This window comes from Tistrella mobilis KA081020-065, assembly GCF_000264455.2.
GTDB lineage: Bacteria > Pseudomonadota > Alphaproteobacteria > Tistrellales > Tistrellaceae > Tistrella > Tistrella mobilis.
The window spans coordinates 155,236-172,958 of sequence record NC_017966.1 but is presented as its reverse complement, the minus strand read 5'-3'; the positions used below and the strand labels follow the sequence as shown (position 1 = coordinate 172,958).

16 protein-coding genes are annotated in these 17,723 nt (G+C 67.5%); 5 read left to right on the top strand and 11 right to left on the bottom strand.

Features of this window, described 5'->3' with window-relative positions; all coding sequences use genetic code 11:
* Positions 1-10: 10 nt before the first annotated feature.
* On the top strand, positions 11-916 hold the full coding sequence (locus tag TMO_RS21595) for a LysR family transcriptional regulator (RefSeq protein ID WP_014752922.1): 906 nt from the start codon (positions 11-13) through the stop codon (positions 914-916).
* 149 nt (positions 917-1,065) lie between these two features.
* Positions 1,066-2,247 carry a carboxymuconolactone decarboxylase family protein gene (locus TMO_RS21590; RefSeq protein WP_014752921.1) on the top strand — a complete coding sequence of 394 codons (1,182 nt, stop codon included), beginning with the start codon at positions 1,066-1,068 and terminating at the stop codon, positions 2,245-2,247.
* Between the two features lie 92 nt (positions 2,248-2,339).
* On the opposite strand, the gene TMO_RS21585 is transcribed toward TMO_RS21590, so the two are convergent.
* The 3 genes from TMO_RS21585 to TMO_RS21575 form a co-directional block, all read right to left on the bottom strand.
* Complete coding sequence (locus tag TMO_RS21585; RefSeq protein WP_014752920.1) at positions 2,340-4,130, bottom strand: sulfatase-like hydrolase/transferase; 1,791 nt, start codon at positions 4,128-4,130, stop codon at positions 2,340-2,342.
* 844 nt (positions 4,131-4,974) lie between these two features.
* Entirely contained in the window at positions 4,975-5,505 is a 531-nt protein-coding gene (locus tag TMO_RS21580; protein ID WP_014752919.1) for a superoxide dismutase family protein, read from the bottom strand.
* 34 nt (positions 5,506-5,539) lie between these two features.
* Positions 5,540-6,823 (bottom strand): cytochrome P450, encoded by a 1,284-nt coding sequence (locus tag TMO_RS21575; RefSeq protein WP_014752918.1) that lies wholly within the window; start codon positions 6,821-6,823, stop codon positions 5,540-5,542.
* A gap of 164 nt (positions 6,824-6,987) precedes the next feature.
* On the opposite strand from TMO_RS21575, the gene TMO_RS21570 reads away from it, so the two are divergent.
* Positions 6,988-8,769: a thiamine pyrophosphate-dependent enzyme gene (locus TMO_RS21570; RefSeq protein WP_014752917.1), complete on the top strand. Its 1,782-nt coding sequence runs from the start codon at positions 6,988-6,990 to the stop codon at positions 8,767-8,769.
* A gap of 24 nt (positions 8,770-8,793) precedes the next feature.
* Here TMO_RS21570 and TMO_RS21565 read toward each other — a convergent pair whose 3' ends face one another.
* From TMO_RS21565 to TMO_RS21535, 7 genes are all read right to left on the bottom strand, one after another.
* The gene (locus TMO_RS21565) at positions 8,794-9,081 is read right to left on the bottom strand and encodes a type II toxin-antitoxin system RelE/ParE family toxin (RefSeq protein WP_014752916.1); all 288 of its coding nucleotides are present in this window, start codon (positions 9,079-9,081) and stop codon (positions 8,794-8,796) included.
* Positions 9,078-9,380: a type II toxin-antitoxin system RelB/DinJ family antitoxin gene (locus TMO_RS21560; protein WP_014752915.1), complete on the bottom strand. Its 303-nt coding sequence runs from the start codon at positions 9,378-9,380 to the stop codon at positions 9,078-9,080. The genes TMO_RS21565 and TMO_RS21560 overlap by 4 nt, the downstream gene beginning before the upstream one ends.
* Positions 9,381-9,478: 98 nt before the next feature.
* Positions 9,479-10,267 (bottom strand): ABC transporter ATP-binding protein, encoded by a 789-nt coding sequence (locus TMO_RS21555; RefSeq protein WP_014752914.1) that lies wholly within the window; start codon positions 10,265-10,267, stop codon positions 9,479-9,481.
* Positions 10,264-11,040 (bottom strand): ABC transporter permease, encoded by a 777-nt coding sequence (locus TMO_RS21550; RefSeq protein ID WP_041607324.1) that lies wholly within the window; start codon positions 11,038-11,040, stop codon positions 10,264-10,266. Before TMO_RS21550 ends, TMO_RS21555 begins: the two co-directional genes overlap by 4 nt.
* 105 nt (positions 11,041-11,145) lie before the next feature.
* Positions 11,146-12,084, bottom strand: a complete 939-nt coding sequence (locus TMO_RS21545) for an ABC transporter substrate-binding protein (RefSeq protein WP_041607322.1) — start codon at positions 12,082-12,084, stop codon at positions 11,146-11,148.
* Between the two features lie 252 nt (positions 12,085-12,336).
* A complete protein-coding gene (ilvD, locus tag TMO_RS21540) occupies positions 12,337-14,178 on the bottom strand; it encodes a dihydroxy-acid dehydratase (protein ID WP_014752911.1) in 1,842 nt (613 codons plus the stop codon).
* Positions 14,179-14,438: 260 nt separating this feature from the next.
* On the bottom strand, positions 14,439-15,140 hold the full coding sequence (locus TMO_RS21535) for a pirin family protein (protein WP_014752910.1): 702 nt from the start codon (positions 15,138-15,140) through the stop codon (positions 14,439-14,441).
* A 200-nt stretch (positions 15,141-15,340) separates the two neighbouring features.
* On the opposite strand from TMO_RS21535, the gene TMO_RS21530 reads away from it, so the two are divergent.
* Positions 15,341-15,922 (top strand): TetR/AcrR family transcriptional regulator, encoded by a 582-nt coding sequence (locus TMO_RS21530; protein ID WP_014752909.1) that lies wholly within the window; start codon positions 15,341-15,343, stop codon positions 15,920-15,922.
* A gap of 147 nt (positions 15,923-16,069) precedes the next feature.
* Positions 16,070-16,681 carry a membrane protein gene (locus TMO_RS21525; protein ID WP_014752908.1) on the top strand — a complete coding sequence of 204 codons (612 nt, stop codon included), beginning with the start codon at positions 16,070-16,072 and terminating at the stop codon, positions 16,679-16,681.
* Between the two features lie 38 nt (positions 16,682-16,719).
* On the opposite strand, the gene TMO_RS21520 is transcribed toward TMO_RS21525, so the two are convergent.
* Positions 16,720-17,721, bottom strand: coding sequence for an ABC transporter substrate-binding protein (locus tag TMO_RS21520; protein ID WP_014752907.1), 1,002 nt, complete (start codon positions 17,719-17,721; stop codon positions 16,720-16,722).
* Between the last annotated feature and the right edge of the window lie 2 nt (positions 17,722-17,723).

Sequence of the window (17,723 nt, the reverse complement as noted above, 5' to 3'; positions counted from 1 at the left end):
GGAGACCGGAATGAAGCGTGAGGAACTGGGCGATCTGATGGCCTTCGTAGCCGTGGCCGAAGAGCGCAGCTTCACCCGGGCGGCGGCGCGGATGGGCACGTCGCAATCGGCACTGAGCCACACCATCCGGCGGCTGGAAGAACGCATGGGCGTGCGGCTGCTGACCCGGACCACCCGCAATGTCGCACCCACCCATGCGGGCGAGCAGCTGCTGGCGACCCTGCGCCCGGCCTTCGACGACATCGAGGCGCAGATCCGGGCGGTGAGCGTGCTGGGCGAACGGCCGACGGGCACGATCCGGATCACCGCCAGCCGCCAGGCGGCCATGGACCTGCTGATGCCGGTGACCAACCGGCTGATCGCCGAACATCCGGGGATCGAGATCGAAATCTCGATCGATCAGCGCCTGACCGACATCGTCAGCGAACGCTACGACGCCGGGGTGCGGCTGGGTGAAGAGGTCGATCGCGACATGATCGCGGTCAGGATCGGCCCCGATCTGCGCATGGCGGTGGCGGGGTCGCCGGCCTATTTCGAACGCCACCCGGCGCCGCGCACTCCCCACGACCTGACCGGCCATGACTGCCTGAACCTCCGGCTCCCGACCCTGGGCGGGCTTTATGTCTGGGAGTTCGAGAAGGAGGGCCGGCCGCTCAATGTGCGCGTCACCGGCCGGTTCACCACCGACCACACGCCGCTGATCGTAGGGGCGGCACTCGACGGGCTGGGCCTCGCCTGCCTGCCCGAGGACCAGTTCGGCAGCCTGATCGCCGAGGGCCGGCTGGTGCGGGTGCTGGACGACTGGTGCCCGCCCTTCCCCGGCTACCACCTGTATTATCCAAGCCGGCGCCAGGTGTCGGTCGCCTTCCGGCTGCTGGTCGATGCGCTGCGGGCACAGGCCGCCCGCCCTTCATGACCCGGCCATTCATGAATCAGCAATATCAGCCTGTGCGGATCTGATCGCCTAATCGCTGGATCCCCATGCCCCCAGCTTATCGGCAATCGTGTGGCGTATGGCCTTGCCGCCCGCCACCGCCCGACCGATGCCGGAGGATCACGAGGATCATGAAGAAGATCGCCGCCACAATCGCCCTGTCCACGCTGGCCGCCACCGGTGCAGAGGCGCAGGAGGAGAGGCGCAGGATTGCCCCCGCCCCCGTCTACGAGGTCGCACCGGCGCTCGGCCGTTTCACCGACGACCTGCTGTTCGGCGAAGTCTGGGCCCGGCCGGTGCTGAGCCCGCGCGACCGCAGCCTGATCACCCTGGCAGCCCTGGTGTCTACCGGGCGGACGGCGCAGATCGGCGCCCATGTCGCGCGCGCGCTCGACAATGGCGTCCGACCGGAGGAGATTGGCGAGCTGATCACCCAGCTCGCCTTCTATGCCGGCTGGCCGGCCGCCATTTCGGCAGTGTTCGAGACACGCACCGTGTTCGAGCAGCGCAGCATCGGCCCGGTGGCCGAGAGCGGAGCTGCGCGCATCGAGCTGGAAGCGGCTGCCGAAGCGGCACGCAAGGCCGCCGTCGACGGCGCGGTCGGCCCGACCGCCCCGGCCCTCGCCGACCTGACCAACCGGGTGCTGTTCGGCGATCTGTGGCAGCGGCCCGATCTGGCGCCGCGCGACCGCAGCCTGATCACCATGGCGGCGCTGATCGCCATCGGTCAGCCGGAACAGCTGCCCTTCCACGCCGGCCGCGCCATGGATAACGGCCTCAGCCGCGACGAGGCTGCGGAAGTGCCGGCCCATCTGGCCTTCTATGCCGGCTGGCCGCGGGCGATGTCTGCGGTGCCGGTGCTGGAAAAGGTGTTCGCCGGACGTGCAGCCGCTGCGGCTGCCGGCACCGATCTGCGGGTGATCCCGGCCGCGCCCGAGACCGCGACACCCGGCCCCGACGCGTATTTCACCGGCGAGGTGAAGGTCTACGGCCATTATCAGGGCGACGCCCCCGCCCGGATCGGCGGGGCCACCGTCGCATTCGCCCCCGGCGCCCGCACCGCCTGGCACACTCACCCACTGGGCCAGACGCTGTTCATTTCCGAAGGCCGCGGCCTGGTACAGAAAGACGGCGGGCCGGTCCTGAAGGTGGGCCCCGGCGATGTGGTCTGGATCCCGCCCATGACCCGGCACTGGCACGGTGCCGCCCCCGATGCCGCCATGACCCATTTCGCCATCGCCGAGGCGCTGGACGGATCGGTCGTCACCTGGATGGAAAAGGTGTCGGACGCCGACTATCCGTCGGGCGGCTGACGTCGCGCCGGATCGGCGGCGGTGCAGATCGCCCTGTTGGGCAAGGGCCTGGCGCTCACCGCCGCCGACTTCCTGGTGACCTGACCGGCGCTTCAGCCCATCTGGCCGGCCGGGATCGGCAAGGGCTGGCCGGGCACGCGGCCGCTCTGGGGGACTGTGCGCTTGGCGGCGCTCTGTTCGGCCAGCAATGCGGCAAGCTGTGCCTGACGCTCGGCCCATTGCGGCTGGCCGGCCAGATTGTTCAGCTCCAGCGGGTCGGCGCTGAGTTCATACATCTCGTATTCCTCGGCCAGCGGCTGGTGCTTGACCGTGTAGTTGTAGGGCCACTGGGTAGTGCCGTCGGTGTCGGGTGGCGTACCGACCGGGCTGGTCACGATGTCCTCAACATTGACATTGGGATTGCCCGGCCGGCCCGGCGTGCTCCAGAACTGCGGGTTGTCGAAATAACGGGCGTATTTCCAGAGCGTCCCGTCCTCTCCCGCCACGATGACCGCCTCGATATGATTGGGCTGGATGACCGAGTTATAGGCGATGCCGGTGAAGTTGACCTGGTTGGGGCCGCGGCTGGGATCATCGTCGGTCATGAAATAGATCGGGTCGGTCAGCGGCGTGCGGTTGACCAGCGCGGACGTCAGATCGCGGCCGATCAGCGGCATGGCATCGGTATAGCGCGGCCCGATCGATGTGAGCAGCTGGTCTGCATCCAGCCCGGCCAGACCCAGCATGGTCGGCAGCAGATCGACATGGCTGGTCAGCCCGTCGACCTCGGCCCCGCCGGGGAAAAGCCTGGGGTTGGAGATGATGAAGGGCACGTGCAGCGCCTCTTCATACATCGTGTACCACTTCTGGTGCATATGGCCATGGGCATCGAGCAGGTCGCCATGGTCCGAGGTGAAGATGACGATGGTGTCCTCGGCAAAGCGGGTCTGCATCAGCGTCTCGTAGACGGCCATCAGATCGGTATCGACCGTCTGCTGCAGCTGATAATAAAGGCGCTCGTAGAATTCCTTGTCCACGATCGGCTGCATCCACTGCCGGTAGCTCTCGGCATAGCTCGCCTGGGCGGAGGGCTTGGTGGAGAGATCCTCGAAACGCGAGGCCTTGAAGCTGTCGTCGAACAGATCCTTCGGCACGTCCTCACCCACCGGGAAAGAGAAGCCGCCGCCGAGACGGGCGGCCAGGCCATAGAGGGTGATGTCGTGCGGGTTCACGAACGAGGCGACCATCAGCCAGGGCGTGTCGTCCTCTGCCGCATCCAGCGCCTTCAGCGTCGCCACCACCTCGTCGCGATAGGCGACATCGCGGCCGCGGGCATCCTTGGCCGACGAGCCGCTGTTGAGCGGGTTCGACCCGTGGGGCTCGGGCCCGATCCAGCCGTCGAAACCATAGGGATCCAGCCGGTTCGCGGCACGATAAAGCGCCACCTTCTGCGGATCGGGCGCCCCGTCGGCGGTATAGGACGGCAGGCCGTTATGGGTGCCGGGCGTGGCGAGATCGGCATCGGATACATGCCATTTGCCATGCCAGAAGGTGCGATAGCCGCCGGCCCGGAACCAGGCGCCCATGGTCGGCACGCCATTGGGATCGAGCCAGAAGGTCTGCGGGTCCGAGGCCGACTTGGCCGCACCCGTGGTCTGGGTGACACCGTGCAGCGAGGGATACTGGCCGGTGAACATCGAGGTCCGGCTGGGCGCGCAGGCGACCGAGGCGGCGTAGTGACGGGTGAAGTTCACGCCGTTCTGCCGCAGCACCGGCTGAATATGCAGATGGGCGGCGCGGAAGGCCCGGGTCGCCTCACTTTCGTAAACCGGCGGGTGGCGCATCTCGTCCACCATCAGGAACAGGAAATTCGGCCGCCGGCCGGTCGGGTTCGTCGTGCTCATGTGTCGGTTGCCTCTCCACACCGCAGATCCCGGCCGTTCCGCGGCCGGCAGATTTCGTGTCTGAGGCATTTGACCAATTTTGCAACGATTTGTCCCCCGCTTCCGTCACCAGTGATTGAAATACACGCTGAAATTCTAATTAGAGCGATCATTTCTCGCCGAACGAGTGCCCATTCCAAAAATATTTTATCATGTTTGATTTGTTCACGGGCGTCGACAGGCAACATTCGTCCGCATGCGGCAACACAATCCTGCATGCAATATATGTGAACCATAGGTTAACCTGCTCGCATGCATTCCCCCGCTGACGACAGGAGGCAAGACCATGACCAGGCCTTTACGACGCACGCCCATACTCGTCGAGGCCCAGCCTCTGGGATGCGGTCGTCCCCCGGTGGCGGACCTGGCAGAGATCGGGGATCTGCAGATCGAGATGTTTCCACCGACCCCGCTGGAGACGGGCGAGACGCGAGGGGTGGTGCTTCATTTCCGCCTGCCCGTCGAGACGTCGGCGCAGCTCGGCGGCGCGCGGCTGCCTCTCTGCCTGCTCCGCCTCTGCGACCTGCCGCGCCAGGCGCGACCCGGGGCCCGGCTCTGTCGGCCCCGGCTCTATCTCGCCGTGAACGGGCGGCGCTGCTGCGTTCAGGTCGGCCGGAGCCGGATGCGCCTGGTCTGCCGCACCGGCACCGGCCGGGCCCTGATCTTCAGGCTGGAAGGCCGGTTGCGGCAGATCTCCGCCGCCGCCATGCCGGCGGTCTCGGTCACCACACCGGACGTGGTGGTCCGGCATCAGCCCGGGCTGGCGCGCAACCGTCTCCGGCTCTGCGTGCCTGCAGCTGCCCGACTACTCGATCACCGCACAGGCCAGCCGGTCGCCCGCATTGCCCGAAGGCTGGCTGCGGTGGTCGTCGCGGCCGGCATGGATCATCAGCGTCCGGCCGCGGATGCCGTTCGGGCCGTCATCGAGCCGGACCATCGGGTTGAAGGCCTCGGCATGAAGCGTGCCGTCGGCGCCGACCATCTGGTTGGGCATGTCGCCGGCATGCGGCCCACCTTCGGCCAGGAAACCATGGGCCGTGTTGCCCGGGTTGAAATGGCCGCCGGCCGATTTGTGGTGATCGGCCGCATCGCAGGTACCGCCTTCGTGAATGTGGAAGGCGACCCACTGACCGGCCGGCAGGTCCCGCACCTCGGCCTGGATCAGCACGCCGCGCGCGGTGCCGGTGAGGGTGGCGGTGCCGGTTTCCTCACCCGAGAGGCCGATGAACCGCGCGTCCGCTCGGGTGGTCTCTGCCTCGGCGGCGATAGCGGGGGCGGCCGCGATCATCAGCGTCGCGGCGAGGGCTGCGGCAAAACCGTGGATGTGAGACGGCATAGGGGTCGTCCTTTCCGATGACATGACGGGGTGGTCAGCGGCACGGCCTGAGATCGGCCAGCACCAGCCCGTCCGCCGGGCAGGCCGGCAGGCGGGCGGGATCGACGGTCAGATCCTGGGGCGGCAGCCGCCAGTCCAGATCGCGGCAGAGCAGACGGACCGCCTCTTTGATCAGCTCCAGCGTGATCCGCTCCCCCGGGCAGCGATGGGTCGCCCCGACCAGCCCGGCCCCCTGGGGCACCAGGCGCCAGGGATCGCCATCCCAGCCGCGGAAACGTTCGGGGCGGAAGGCGGCCGGATCGGCCCAGAGGGCCGGATGGGTATCGGTGCCGTGGATGTCGAACAGCACCCAGGCATCGGCCGCGAAATCGATGCCCCGCCAGGTGAAGGGGGTCAGCACCCGGCCGGCAACCGCCGGGAAGAAGGGGGTGGTGCGGCGGATCTCCTGCGCGAAGGGCTCAAGATCCTCGTCCGCGCCCGTGGCGAAGCGTGTCCGCCATTCAGGATGATGATGGAGCGCCAGAGCAGCAAACAGGATGAAGTGACCCACCGCCACCACCGGCCGCAGCAGGTTGATCAACTCCACCGCCGCCACGGCCTCGGGCAGCAGCCGGCCGGCCTCATCACGATGGGCGGCGATGGCGGCGGCCGGCAGGGCCGGCGACAGCTCCGCCGCCGCACCGGCACGCAGATCGCGGATCACCCGGCGCGCCCAGGCTTCGGTCTGGTGACGGCGCAGCCGCGCCCGCCAGTTGGCGGGGCCGAGCCGGCCGGCATTGACGATCATCGCCTCCATCTCGTCCGCCCGACGGGTCGCTTCGGCATCGTCGACCGGCACGCCCGCCCAGACCGCGGCGGCGCGGAACAGCAGCTGCGGCAGGGCGCGGACCAGCACCACCCTGCCCGCCGTCTGCCAGCCCGGCACGGCGCTGCGCCATTCGGCAGCGAAATGGCCGGCGAGACGGCGGATCGAGTCCTCCAGCATCAGGCCGGTGAACATCGCCTTGCGGTGGCGATGCGCGGCCCCGTCCAGCCCCTGGACGCTGCCGTCATCCTGCAGCAGATGGCGGATGGAGGCGGGCATGGCACCGCGACGGGTAAAACGGTCACCGCCATAAAAGATCTCCGCCGCCTCGGCGCCGCGCATGCAGATGACCGGGCGGAGCGCCAGCCTGGTGCGGAAGACGTCGGTCCCCAGGTGATCGGCGCGGGCAGAAATGTAGCCGGCGCCTTCTCGCAGCAGGGCGAGGGTCGCATCGAATTCAGGCGCGCGGGGCAGAGCCGCGCGGGCAATCTCTGCCCGCTGGGTGTCGGGCATGGGGCCTCCTCGGGACGGCGGGCTCGGGACGGCGGGCTCGGGACGGCGGGCTCGGGACGACGGGCACGACAGGCAAACGCCGGAGTCGCCGGAAGGTTTCAATGGAACATGCGGTACGCCCGCGCGTTCGCCTTCCGACATCCCCGCAGATCGGAGATCGCCCGATGACCGCCCCCTCACCTGCCCTCACCGCCGCCGACATTCTGGTCGAGACCCTGATCGCCTGGGAGGTGGACACCGTCTTCGGCCTGCCGGGCGACGGCATCAACGGCGTCATGGAGGCGCTGCGCACCCGTCAGGACAGGATCCGCTTCATCCAGACCCGGCATGAAGAAAGCGCCGCCTTCATGGCGTCCGCCCATGCCAAATTCACCGGAAAGCTCGGCGTCTGCCTGGCGACCTCCGGTCCCGGCGGCACTCATCTGATCACCGGGCTGTGCGATGCGGCGCTCGATCAGGCGCCGGTGCTGGCGATCACCGGCCTGCAGGCCCATGACCTGATCGACAGCTTCACCCAACAGGACATCGACCTCTCGCGGATGATCGGCAACATCGCGGTCTTCGACACCAAGGTCGCCAGCGCCGCACATATGGAGACGGTGGCGGGCCTCGCCTGCCGGGCGGCACTCACCCGGCGCGGCGTGGCCCATCTGTCGATCCCGGCCGACATGCAGGTGCAGAGGCTGGAAGACAGCCCGCGTTCGTCGCGCAACCGGCCGGGCCATGTGCCGAACCGGCGCTTTTACGGCCGCAGCCTGCCAGATCCCGATCAGGTGGAGCTGGCGGCCTCGATCCTGAACCGGGCGGAACGGGTGATGATCCTGGCCGGCCAGGGGGCCGCCGGTGCGGTTTCAGAGCTTGAAAAGACCGCCGACCTGCTGGCGGCCCCGGTCGCCAAGGCGCTGCTGGGCAAGGCGATCCTGCCCGAGGACCATCCGCATTCGACCGGTGGCATCGGCATGCTCGGCACCCTGCCGTCCGAGGAAGCGATGGAGGGCTGCGACGCCCTGCTGATCGTGGGATCGACCTTCCCCTATATCGAATATTATCCCGACCCCGGCCAGGCGCGCGCCGTGCAGATCGATCGCGACGGCGAGCGCATCGGCCTGCGCTATCCGGTCGAGGCCGGGCTGGTGGGGGATGCGGCAGAAAGCCTGCATCTGCTGAACGAAAAGCTGGAGCGCAAGCAGGATCGCAGCTTCCTGGAACGCGCACAGAGCGGCATGGCGCGTTGGCGCGAGATGATGCGCGCGGCCGAACGCCAGGACGACGTGCCGATGAAGCCGCAGGTGGTGGTGGGGGCGCTGGGCCGGCGGCTGCCGCCCGAGGCGATCCTGACCAGCGACAGCGGCCAGAACACCGAGCTTGCCGCCCGCCACGTGCCGCTGGGGCCAGGGCAGGATTACGCCGTCTCGGGCACGCTCGCCTCAATGGCCTGCGGCCTGCCCTATGCGATCGCGGCCGGGCTGGCCCATCCCGACCGCCCGGTCTTCGCGATCGTCGGCGATGGTGGCTTCGCCATGCAGCTGGGCGAGTTCTCCACCGCCGTCCGCCACGGGCTGAACCTGAAGCTGCTGGTGATCCGCAACGGCATGCTCAACCAGATCGCCTGGGAGCAGATGATGTTCCTGGGCAACCCGCAATTCGCCTGCGAGCTGCAGCCGATCGATTTCGCCAAAGCCGCCGAGGCCATGGGCGGGCGCGGCTTCACGGTGTCCGAACCCGGCCAGGTGGATGCGGTGCTGGACCAGGCGCTCGCCACCCCGGGCCCGGTGGTCATCGATGCGATCGTCGACCCCTACGAGCCGATGATGCCGCCGCGCCTGCCCGAGACCCATGCCCGCAATCTGCGCGAGGCCCTGCCCGAAACCCCGGGCCGGGAAAAGATCGAAGCCGCCCTTGCGGCCGAGCCGCTGCGGACGATGATCGAGGCGGGACGGAAGTGACGGCGGCAATTACCCGACGGGCGGTCACTCCAGCTCGTCGGGCCAGAGCTGGGCGCCGTGCAGCAGGCGCAGGAGCCGGACGGTCTCTTCACCCGGCCGATAGGCCAGGATGTAAGGCGTGCCGTGGATGACCAGTTCGCGGGTCCCGGGGATCCTGCCCGGCCGGCCCCGCTGCGGGAACCGGGCCAGATCCGACGACTGCTGCTGAATTCGTTCATCGATACCGATCGCCGCGCCAAGATCATGCGCGGCGATGCGGTCGAAAATCCGCTCGCGGTCCAGGGCCGCGAAGCGGGACCAGATGATCCTCACGCGCCGCCGGCCCGCCGGAGCGCTGCCTCCCGGCGGGCGGCGAGACGGGCGTTCACCTCGTCATGAGAGAGATCGCCGGCCGTGTCGTCGAGCGCCTCCTGCACCCGGGCGCGGAACCAGGCATCATGGGTGGCCGGATCGGTGACGAGGCCGGGGGGCAGTGCCCCTTCCCGCGCCACCCGGGTCAGGACGATACGCACGACATCCGAGAGGGTGAGCCCGACACCGTCGAGCACCGCACTCGCCTTCTCCTTCACCTCGGCGTCGATGCGCGCCTGAACCAGAGCCGTGACCGCCATTCTATCCTCCTGCCGCGAGAGGCCGGGTGTCATTCACTTGAATGACAATAAGCGCGCCCGCACCCCACGACAAGTCCCCCCTGTAACAGGGGCTGCAATCAATGATCCCCCGCCGCCCGGATCGCCTCCGCCCGGATCTCCTCGGTCAGCTTCGCGCGGAGTTCGCTGAATTCGGGGCTGGATTTGACGGTGTAGTGGCGCGGATGGGCAAGCGGCACGGGGGTGATCGCCTTGATCCGGCCCGGGCGGGCCGACATGGTGATGACGCGCGAGCCCACGAAGATCGCCTCTTCGATGTCGTGGGTGACGAAGATCACCGTCTTGCGGGCGCTTTCCCAGATGCCGAGAAGCAGTTCCTGCATCAGGCCGCGGGTCTGGTTGTCGAGCGCGCCGAAGGGTTCGTCGAGCAGCAGGATCTTGGGATCGTTGGCCAGCGCACGGGCGATGGCGGTGCGCTGCTGCATGCCGCCCGAGAGCTGTTTGGGCCAGTGGTTTTCGAAACCGCGCAACCCGACCTGATCGATGAAACGGCCGACGATCTCGCGCCGCTCGACCTCGGCCATGCCCTTTTCGCGCAGGCCGAAGCCGATATTCTGTGCGACGGTCAGCCACGGGAACAGGGTGTAGGACTGAAAGACCATGCCCCGATCGGCGCCGGGGCCGGTGATCTCGCGCCCGTCCAGCGTCACCCGGCCGGTCGACGGCCGGTCGAGCCCGGCGATGATCCGCAGGAGGGTCGACTTACCGCAGCCCGACGGGCCCAGCACCGAGACGAAGTCGTTGTCCGGCACCACCAGATCGGTGGGCTGGAGCGCCAGCGTCGGCTTGCCGCCGCGCACACCCGGGAAGGTGCGGCTGACGTTCTCGACGATCAGCCCGCCGCTCATGCCAGCCGCCATGCGAAGAGGCGGCGGTTCGCCAGCTTGAACAGCACGTCGGAAATCAGCCCGATCACGCCGATGACGATGATGCCGAAAATGATCTGGCCGGTGGCCATCAGCGCCTGGGAATTGATGATCATGTAGCCGATGCCCGACGAGGCGCCGATCAGCTCGGCCACGATGACATAAGTCCAGGCCCAGCCCAGAACCAGGCGCAGGGTCTCGGCGATGTCGGGGGCATTGGCCGGCAGCAGCACCCGGCGGAGAATGCCGCGATCGCGCGCGCCCAGAGTATAGGCCGCTTCGACCAGGTCGCGGCGGGTGGCACCGACCTGCACCGCCACCATCAGGGTGATCTGGAAGACCGAGCCGATGAAGATCACCAGCAGCTTCTGCATCTCGCCGATGCCGGCCCAGAGGATCAGCAGCGGCACGAAGGCCGAGGCCGGCAGATAGCGGGCAAAGGAGACGAAGGGCTCGAACAGCGCCTCGATCGGTTTGTAGGCCCCCATGGCGATGCCGAGCGGCACGGCGATGACACTGGCCATGGCAAACCCGCCGACCACCCGCCAGACGGTCATGCCGATATCGGACAGGAAACCCTGGTCGGCCAGCAGCGACCAGCCGTCGGCGAGCATGGTGAGCGGGTCGGCGAGGAAGGTCGGCGAGACGAAGCCGCCGAAGGTCGCCACCGCCCAGCCGGCCGTGAACAGCACGAAAAAGCCGATGCCGAGCAGGATCCGCGTGCGCGGGCTGACCGGCTCGAAAGGTCGGAGCATGGGGTTCAACCAGGTCTTTGGGTCGGAAAGAAAAAGCGACGGAGGCAGCAGATGGGCGGGGCGGAGAGCCATGCCCCTGCCCCGCCGCGGATCACCTGCCGTTCGTCACTTGATGTAGCTGGTGTCGACGATCGCGTCGATATCCGGCTTCTGCTTGATCACGCCGATTTCGAGCAGCAGGTCGGCCGCCTCGGCCGAGAAGGTCTTGAACTCGCCCTCGAAGAAGGCCTGGTTCGCCGCCTTGTCCTGCCAGCGCAGATACTGCGCCGAATTGCCGAAGGCCTCGGCGGTCTGCTTCACATCGGCGCCCATGATGCCATAGGCCTTGTCCTTGTCGGCCGCGATCATCTCAAGCGCCGCGAAATAGCTGTCGGCGAGCGCCTTGCCGGCGGCGGGGTTTTCCGACAGGAAGGCCGGGGTGCAACCGACGGTATCCATCACCGCCGGATAATCTAGCGTGGTCGCCAGGATCTTGCCCTTGTCGGGGGCGTTGCGGACGGTGGAGAGATAGGGCTCGTAAGTCATCGCCGCATCGTTCTGGTCGGCGACGAAGGCCTGGGCCGCCGGCCCCGGCTCCATGTTCACCACCTTAACATCCGACATCTTCATGCCGTTCTTGTGCAGCATCCAGGCGAGCAGGAAATAGGGCGAGGTGCCGGGCGCCGAGGCCGCAACGGTCTTGCCCTTCAGATCGGCGAAGCCGTTGACATCGCTGCGCACCGCGATGCCGTCGGCACCATAGGACTTGTCCATCTGGAAGATCTGCTTCGCCGGCACGCCGTTGGCGTTCCACACGATCCAGGTTTCGACCGTGGTCGCCGCGCACTGAATGTCGCCGGAGGCGAGCGCCAGATGGCGGCTGGCCTGCGGGATCTTCTTCAGGGTGACGTCCAGCCCGTGCTTTTCGAAGATGCCGGCCTCTTTCGCCAGCGTCAGCGGCGCGAAGCCGGTCCAGCCCGACAGGCCGATGGTCACCTTAGTGGTCTCGGCGGAGGCAGGCGCGGCGATCGCCACGGCCGCAAGACCGGCCATGGCGGCGGCCATGCCGATGTTCCGACGAAGCTTCATGAACTGGTCCCCCGTATGTGAACGGACGCTGATGGTCCTGACCCGGTCACCCCTGTGCCCGCGGATCGGGCCGCGGGTCTTTGCTTTGCATAAACTCATAGCAGCACAGCGGATCACCCGACGTCAATTGCCTATACATATCGCAGGATGATCCACCGGCCGGACAAACGAAACCCCGCCATCGGCAGCGATGGCGGGGCTCGCAGTGGTCGGGTTCAGGCTGATCGATCAGTCCGCGGCCGGGATCCGGCGCACGGCCCCCTGGGCGGCACTGGTGGTCAGCATGGCATAGGCCTGCAGCGCCTTCGACACCTTGCGGCTGCGCGGTTCGGCCGGCTTCCAGCCCGCGGCCTCCTGCGCGACACGCCGGGCCGCCAGGGTCTCGTCGTCCACCGCCAGATGGATGCGGCGGCCGGGGATGTCGATCTCGATGATGTCGCCTTCCTCGACCAGGCCGATGGCGCCGCCTTCGGCCGCTTCCGGCGAGACATGGCCGATCGACAGCCCCGAGGACCCGCCCGAGAAGCGGCCGTCGGTCACCAGCGCGCAGGTCTTGCCCAGCCCCTTGGACTTGAGGTAGCTGGTGGGATAGAGCATTTCCTGCATGCCCGGGCCGCCGCGCGGGCCTTCATAGCGGATCAGCACCACGTCGCCGGCGGAAACCTTGCCGCCCAGAATGCCGGACACCGCCGCATCCTGGCTTTCGAAGATCCGCGCCGGGCCCTTGAAGGTGAGAATAGACTCATCGACGCCCGCGGTCTTCACGATGCAGCCGTCGAGCGCGATATTGCCGAACAGCACCGCGAGGCCGCCATCCTTGGAATAGGCATGGTCGATATCGCGGATGACGCCGGTCTCGCGATCCAGATCGACCGCGTCGAAGCGGCGATCCTGGCTGAAGGCGGTCTGGGTGGGCACGCCGCCGGGGGCGGCACGGTAGAAATCATGCACCGAGGCGGCAGTGGTCCGCTTCACGTCCCAGCGGTCGAGCGCATGGCCCAGCGTCTCGGCATGGACCGTCGGCACCGAGGTGTCCAACAGGCCGGCGCGGTCCAGCTCGCCCAGGATCGCCATGATGCCGCCGGCGTGATGGACGTCTTCCATATGCACATGGCTGACCGCGGGGGCCACCTTGCACAGCACCGGCACCCGGCGCGACAGCCGGTCGATATCGGCCATGGTGAAATCGACCTCACCCTCCTGCGCCGCCGCCAGCAGGTGCAGCACGGTGTTGGTCGACCCACCCATGGCGATGTCCAGCGTCATGGCGTTCGCAAAGGCCGCCCGGGTGGCGATGCCGCGCGGCAGGGCGGTGGCGTCGTCCTGTTCGTAATAGCGCCGGGCCAGATCGACGATCAGATGGCCGGCTTCCAGGAACAGGCGCTTGCGGTCGGCATGGGTCGCCAGCGTCGAGCCGTTGCCCGGCAGCGACAGGCCCAGCGCCTCGGTCAGGCAGTTCATCGAATTGGCGGTGAACATGCCCGAGCACGATCCGCAGGTCGGGCAGGCCGAGCGCTCGATGACCTTGACATCCTCTTCCGAAATCCGGTCGTCGGCGGCGGCGACCATGGCGTCGACCAGGTCCAGCGCCTTCTTCTCGCCGCCCAGCACCACCTTGCCGGCCTCCATCGGCCCGCCCGAGACGAAGACCACCGGGATGTTGAGGCGCAGTGCCGCCATCAGCATGCCGGGGGTGATCTTGTCGCAGTTGGAGATGCAGACCATCGCATCGGCGCAATGGGCATTGACCATGTATTCGACGCTGTCGGCGATCAGCTCTCGCGAGGGCAGCGAATACAGCATGCCGTCATGGCCCATGGCGATGCCGTCATCGACCGCGATGGTGTTGAATTCCTTGGCGACGCCGCCGGCGCTTTCGATCTCGCGCGCCACCATCTGCCCCAGATCCTTGAGGTGGACATGGCCCGGCACGAACTGGGTGAAGGAGTTGACCACGGCAATGATCGGCTTGCCGAAATCCTCGTCCTTCATGCCGGTTGCGCGCCACAGACCGCGGGCGCCGGCCATGTTGCGGCCATGGGTGGTGGTGCGGGAACGATAGGCGGGCATGGGGGATCCTCAAGGACGCGGCGCGCGCGGAGACGGGCGCGCATATGGGCTTCTTGTGTACCGCCCCTGAGACTGGCCCCAGGGGACGGCGGGCACGGTATACCACACTATGTAAGCCGGGTCGCCGCGCTTCAATTCCATTCATGACCCGTCGCGGCCGATTTTCGAAGCCCCCGGTCCGGATCGTGGCCCGCAATACGCAAGAAGACGCCCGCCCCGGATTGCGCAATCCGAAGCGGGCGCCCTGATATGCCTCGGCGTCACGCCGCCATGTCGAAGACCAGCACCTCGGCGCCGTCGAGACCGGCGAGGTCGATGCGGCCGCCGGCGATGGCGGCGCCGTCGCCTTCCTTCAGCACCTCGTCGCCCAGCTTCACCGTGCCGCGGGCGACCTGGATCCAGGCGATGCGGCCCGCCGCCAGATCATGGCTGGTGGTCGTGCCCTCGGGCAGCAGGCCGGCATAGAGATCGACATCGCGATGGATGGTGATGGAGCCCTCGCGGCCGGTGCGGGAGCCGACCAGGCGCAGCCGGCCGGTCTTCTCGGCCTCGGCAAAGGTCTTCTGCTCGTAGCCGGGGGCCAGCCCCTCGGCCTCGGGGATGATCCAGATCTGCAGGAAGTGCACCGGATCGGTACGCGAGGCGTTGAACTCGCTGTGCCGGATGCCGGTGCCGGCGGTCATCCGCTGCACGTCGCCCGGGCGGATGACGGAGCCGGTGCCCAGGCTGTCGCGATGCTCAAGCCCGCCCTCCAGCACATAGGAGATGATCTCCATGTCGCGATGCGGATGGGTGGGGAAACCGCCGGCCGGGGCGACCCGGTCGTCGTTGATCACCCGCAGCGGGCCGAAGCCCATGTGGTTCGGGTCGAAATAATGCCCGAAGGAGAAGCTGTGATGGCTGTTCAGCCAGCCGAAATCGACATGGCCCCGGTCTTCTGCACGACGAATGATGGTGGTCATGATCCTGTTTCCCCTGCTTGCGGGAGGTCCACCGCGGGACCGTTGAGAGGAAGATAGATCCGACCACCCCATCCCACAATTCAGCCAGTTTCGGCCGGACTGTGTCTGAAATGGATACAATCACGGGAGACATTCCCCGCAGCCGGGGCGGTGTGGTGTGGCTGCTTGACGGCCTGCCTACCAGAAGGTAGGTTTACGTCATGAGCACGCCCCGAAACACCGCCGACGACATTCTCCGCTGCGCCCGCACACTGGTGGTCGCGGGGGGATATAACGGCTTCAGCTATGCCGATATCGCTGCAGTGGTCGGCATCCGAAAGGCGAGTATTCACCATCATTTTCCCGGAAAAGTCGATCTGGTCAGGGCGCTCGTCGTGCAGTATCGCGACGAGGCCGAAGCGGGGCTGGCGGCGCTGGCCCGGCATCATCCGGAACCGCTCGATCAGCTGCGCGCCTATATCGGCTTCTGGGAAGGCTGCATCGGCGACGGGAGCCTGAGCTTCTGCGTTTGCGCGCTGCTCGCCTGCGAAATTCCGGTCCTGCCACCAGAAGTCGCGCAGGAAGTCACGGCCTATTTCCGCCGGCTTTCGGCATGGCTGGCCGCGGTCATGGACCAGGGCGCCGCCGGGGGCACGATGGTTCTCGCGGCCCCGCCCCGGGTGGCGGCGGAAAGCTTCATGGCGACAGTACACGGCGCCATGCTCTCCGCACGCGCCTGTGGAGACCCGGCGATCTTCGGCATGATCACCCGCCCCCTGATCGACAGGCTCGCGGCCGTCTGACCCGGTATCTACCGGCCGCAGGGTCTGCCGACCGGCCGACCGGCCGATCTGTCGCCCCGCAAACTATCTATTAGTAGGTAGATTATAAAAGACCACGCATTGCAGGCACGCACCTTCCCTTCCGTCACCCGACAGAAAGATCACGACATGACGACCGGATCCGCCGGCCTGCCACCCGCCGCTCAGGAAAGATGGCTCAGGCTCTACTATTTCGCACGGGCGGGGTTCTCCGCCATCTGGGTGCTGCTCGCCCTCACCGCCGGGCAGCAGTCGCCCGGCCTCGCCATGGCCCTGCTCATCCTCTATCCCGCCTGGGATGCAGCCGCCAACCTCGTCGACGGCGCGCGCAATGGCGGGCTGCGCCGGAACCCGACACAGACGATCAATGCCGGCGTCAGCGCCGTCACCACCCTCGCGGTCGTCATCGCACTACAGAACGGCATGAACCAGGTGCTCGCCGTGTTCGGCGCCTGGGCGATCCTGTCGGGCCTGCTGCAACTCGGCACCGCCATCCGCCGCTGGAAGGGGTTCGGCGCGCAATGGGCGATGGTGCTGAGTGGGGCGCAGTCGGCGGTGGCCGGCGTGCTGTTCATCTCGCGCGCCGGCCTGCCCGCCATTCCCTCCATCACCAGCGTTACCGGCTATGCGACGCTGGGGGCGGTCTATTTCCTGATCTCGGCCACCTGGCTGACGGTCGCCGATCTGCGGCGCAGGGCCGCAGCATCATCGCGACCACCAGCATCGCGACCACCGGCCTGAACCGCCGGCAGCCGGTTGTACGCCTGCGTCCGGCCGGCTCACTCCGCGGTCATACGGATGCCGTGGTCCAGGAAGTCGTTGGTATAGGCGCCGGTCACGTCGAAGGGTTTTTCGATGCCGAAATAGGTTTCGACCAGCTGATAGTCGGCCGCGACCCGCTCGGGGTCGAAGGCGCCGAGGGCCGTGCCGGTGGTGGTCGGGTCGCGCATCAGCTCTTTCACCCGGTTCCACTGGTCGCGCTGGTTGGCTTCGGTCAGCCCCGAGGCGGCCGCGAGCAGTGCCTGAAGGCAGGGGGTGACGTCCCGGACGCAGGCGGCGAAGGCGCGCTGGCTGACCCGGGTGAAGGCTTCCACCACCTCGGGCTTGTCCTTCAGGAAATCGCCATTGACGATGATCGCATTGCCATAAGGGTTGATGCCGATATCGCGCCAGGCCACGAAGCCCAGATCGTCGCCGAACTCGCGCACCTTCAGATCGTGTTCGTTATAGAAATCGGTGGTGACATCGATCGCGCCGCTCTTGAGCGAGGCCATCTTGGCCTGCGGGCTGACATTCACGAAGCTGACCGACGCGGGATCGATGCCCACCTTCTGCGCGAAGGCCGGCCACATCACCCGCGAGGCATCGCTCGGCGGGTTGCCGATCTTGTGGCCGGGAAAGTCGGCGGGCCCGGTGATGCCGTGGCTCTTCAACCAGTAGAAACCTTGCGGTGAGTTGGCATAGACCACCATCACCGCGGTCAGATCGGCGCCCTTGCTCTTCGCCAGCAGGGCGGTCGCCATGTCGGCGATGCCGATCTTTGACGCCCCGGCGCCGACACGCTGGGCCGAAACTCCCGAGCCCTTGCCGGTCTGGATGTCGAGGTCGATGCCCGCCTCTTCATACCAGCCCTGCGCCTTGGCGTAGTAATAGGGCGAATGGTCGGCGGTCGGCACCCAGTTCAGCACCAGATCGACCGATTCGGCTGCGGCAGCTGGCTGCATCCAGACCGCGGCGACCATCGCCGCCACCACAGTCGCACGGGTCCCCGTGATCTTCATGC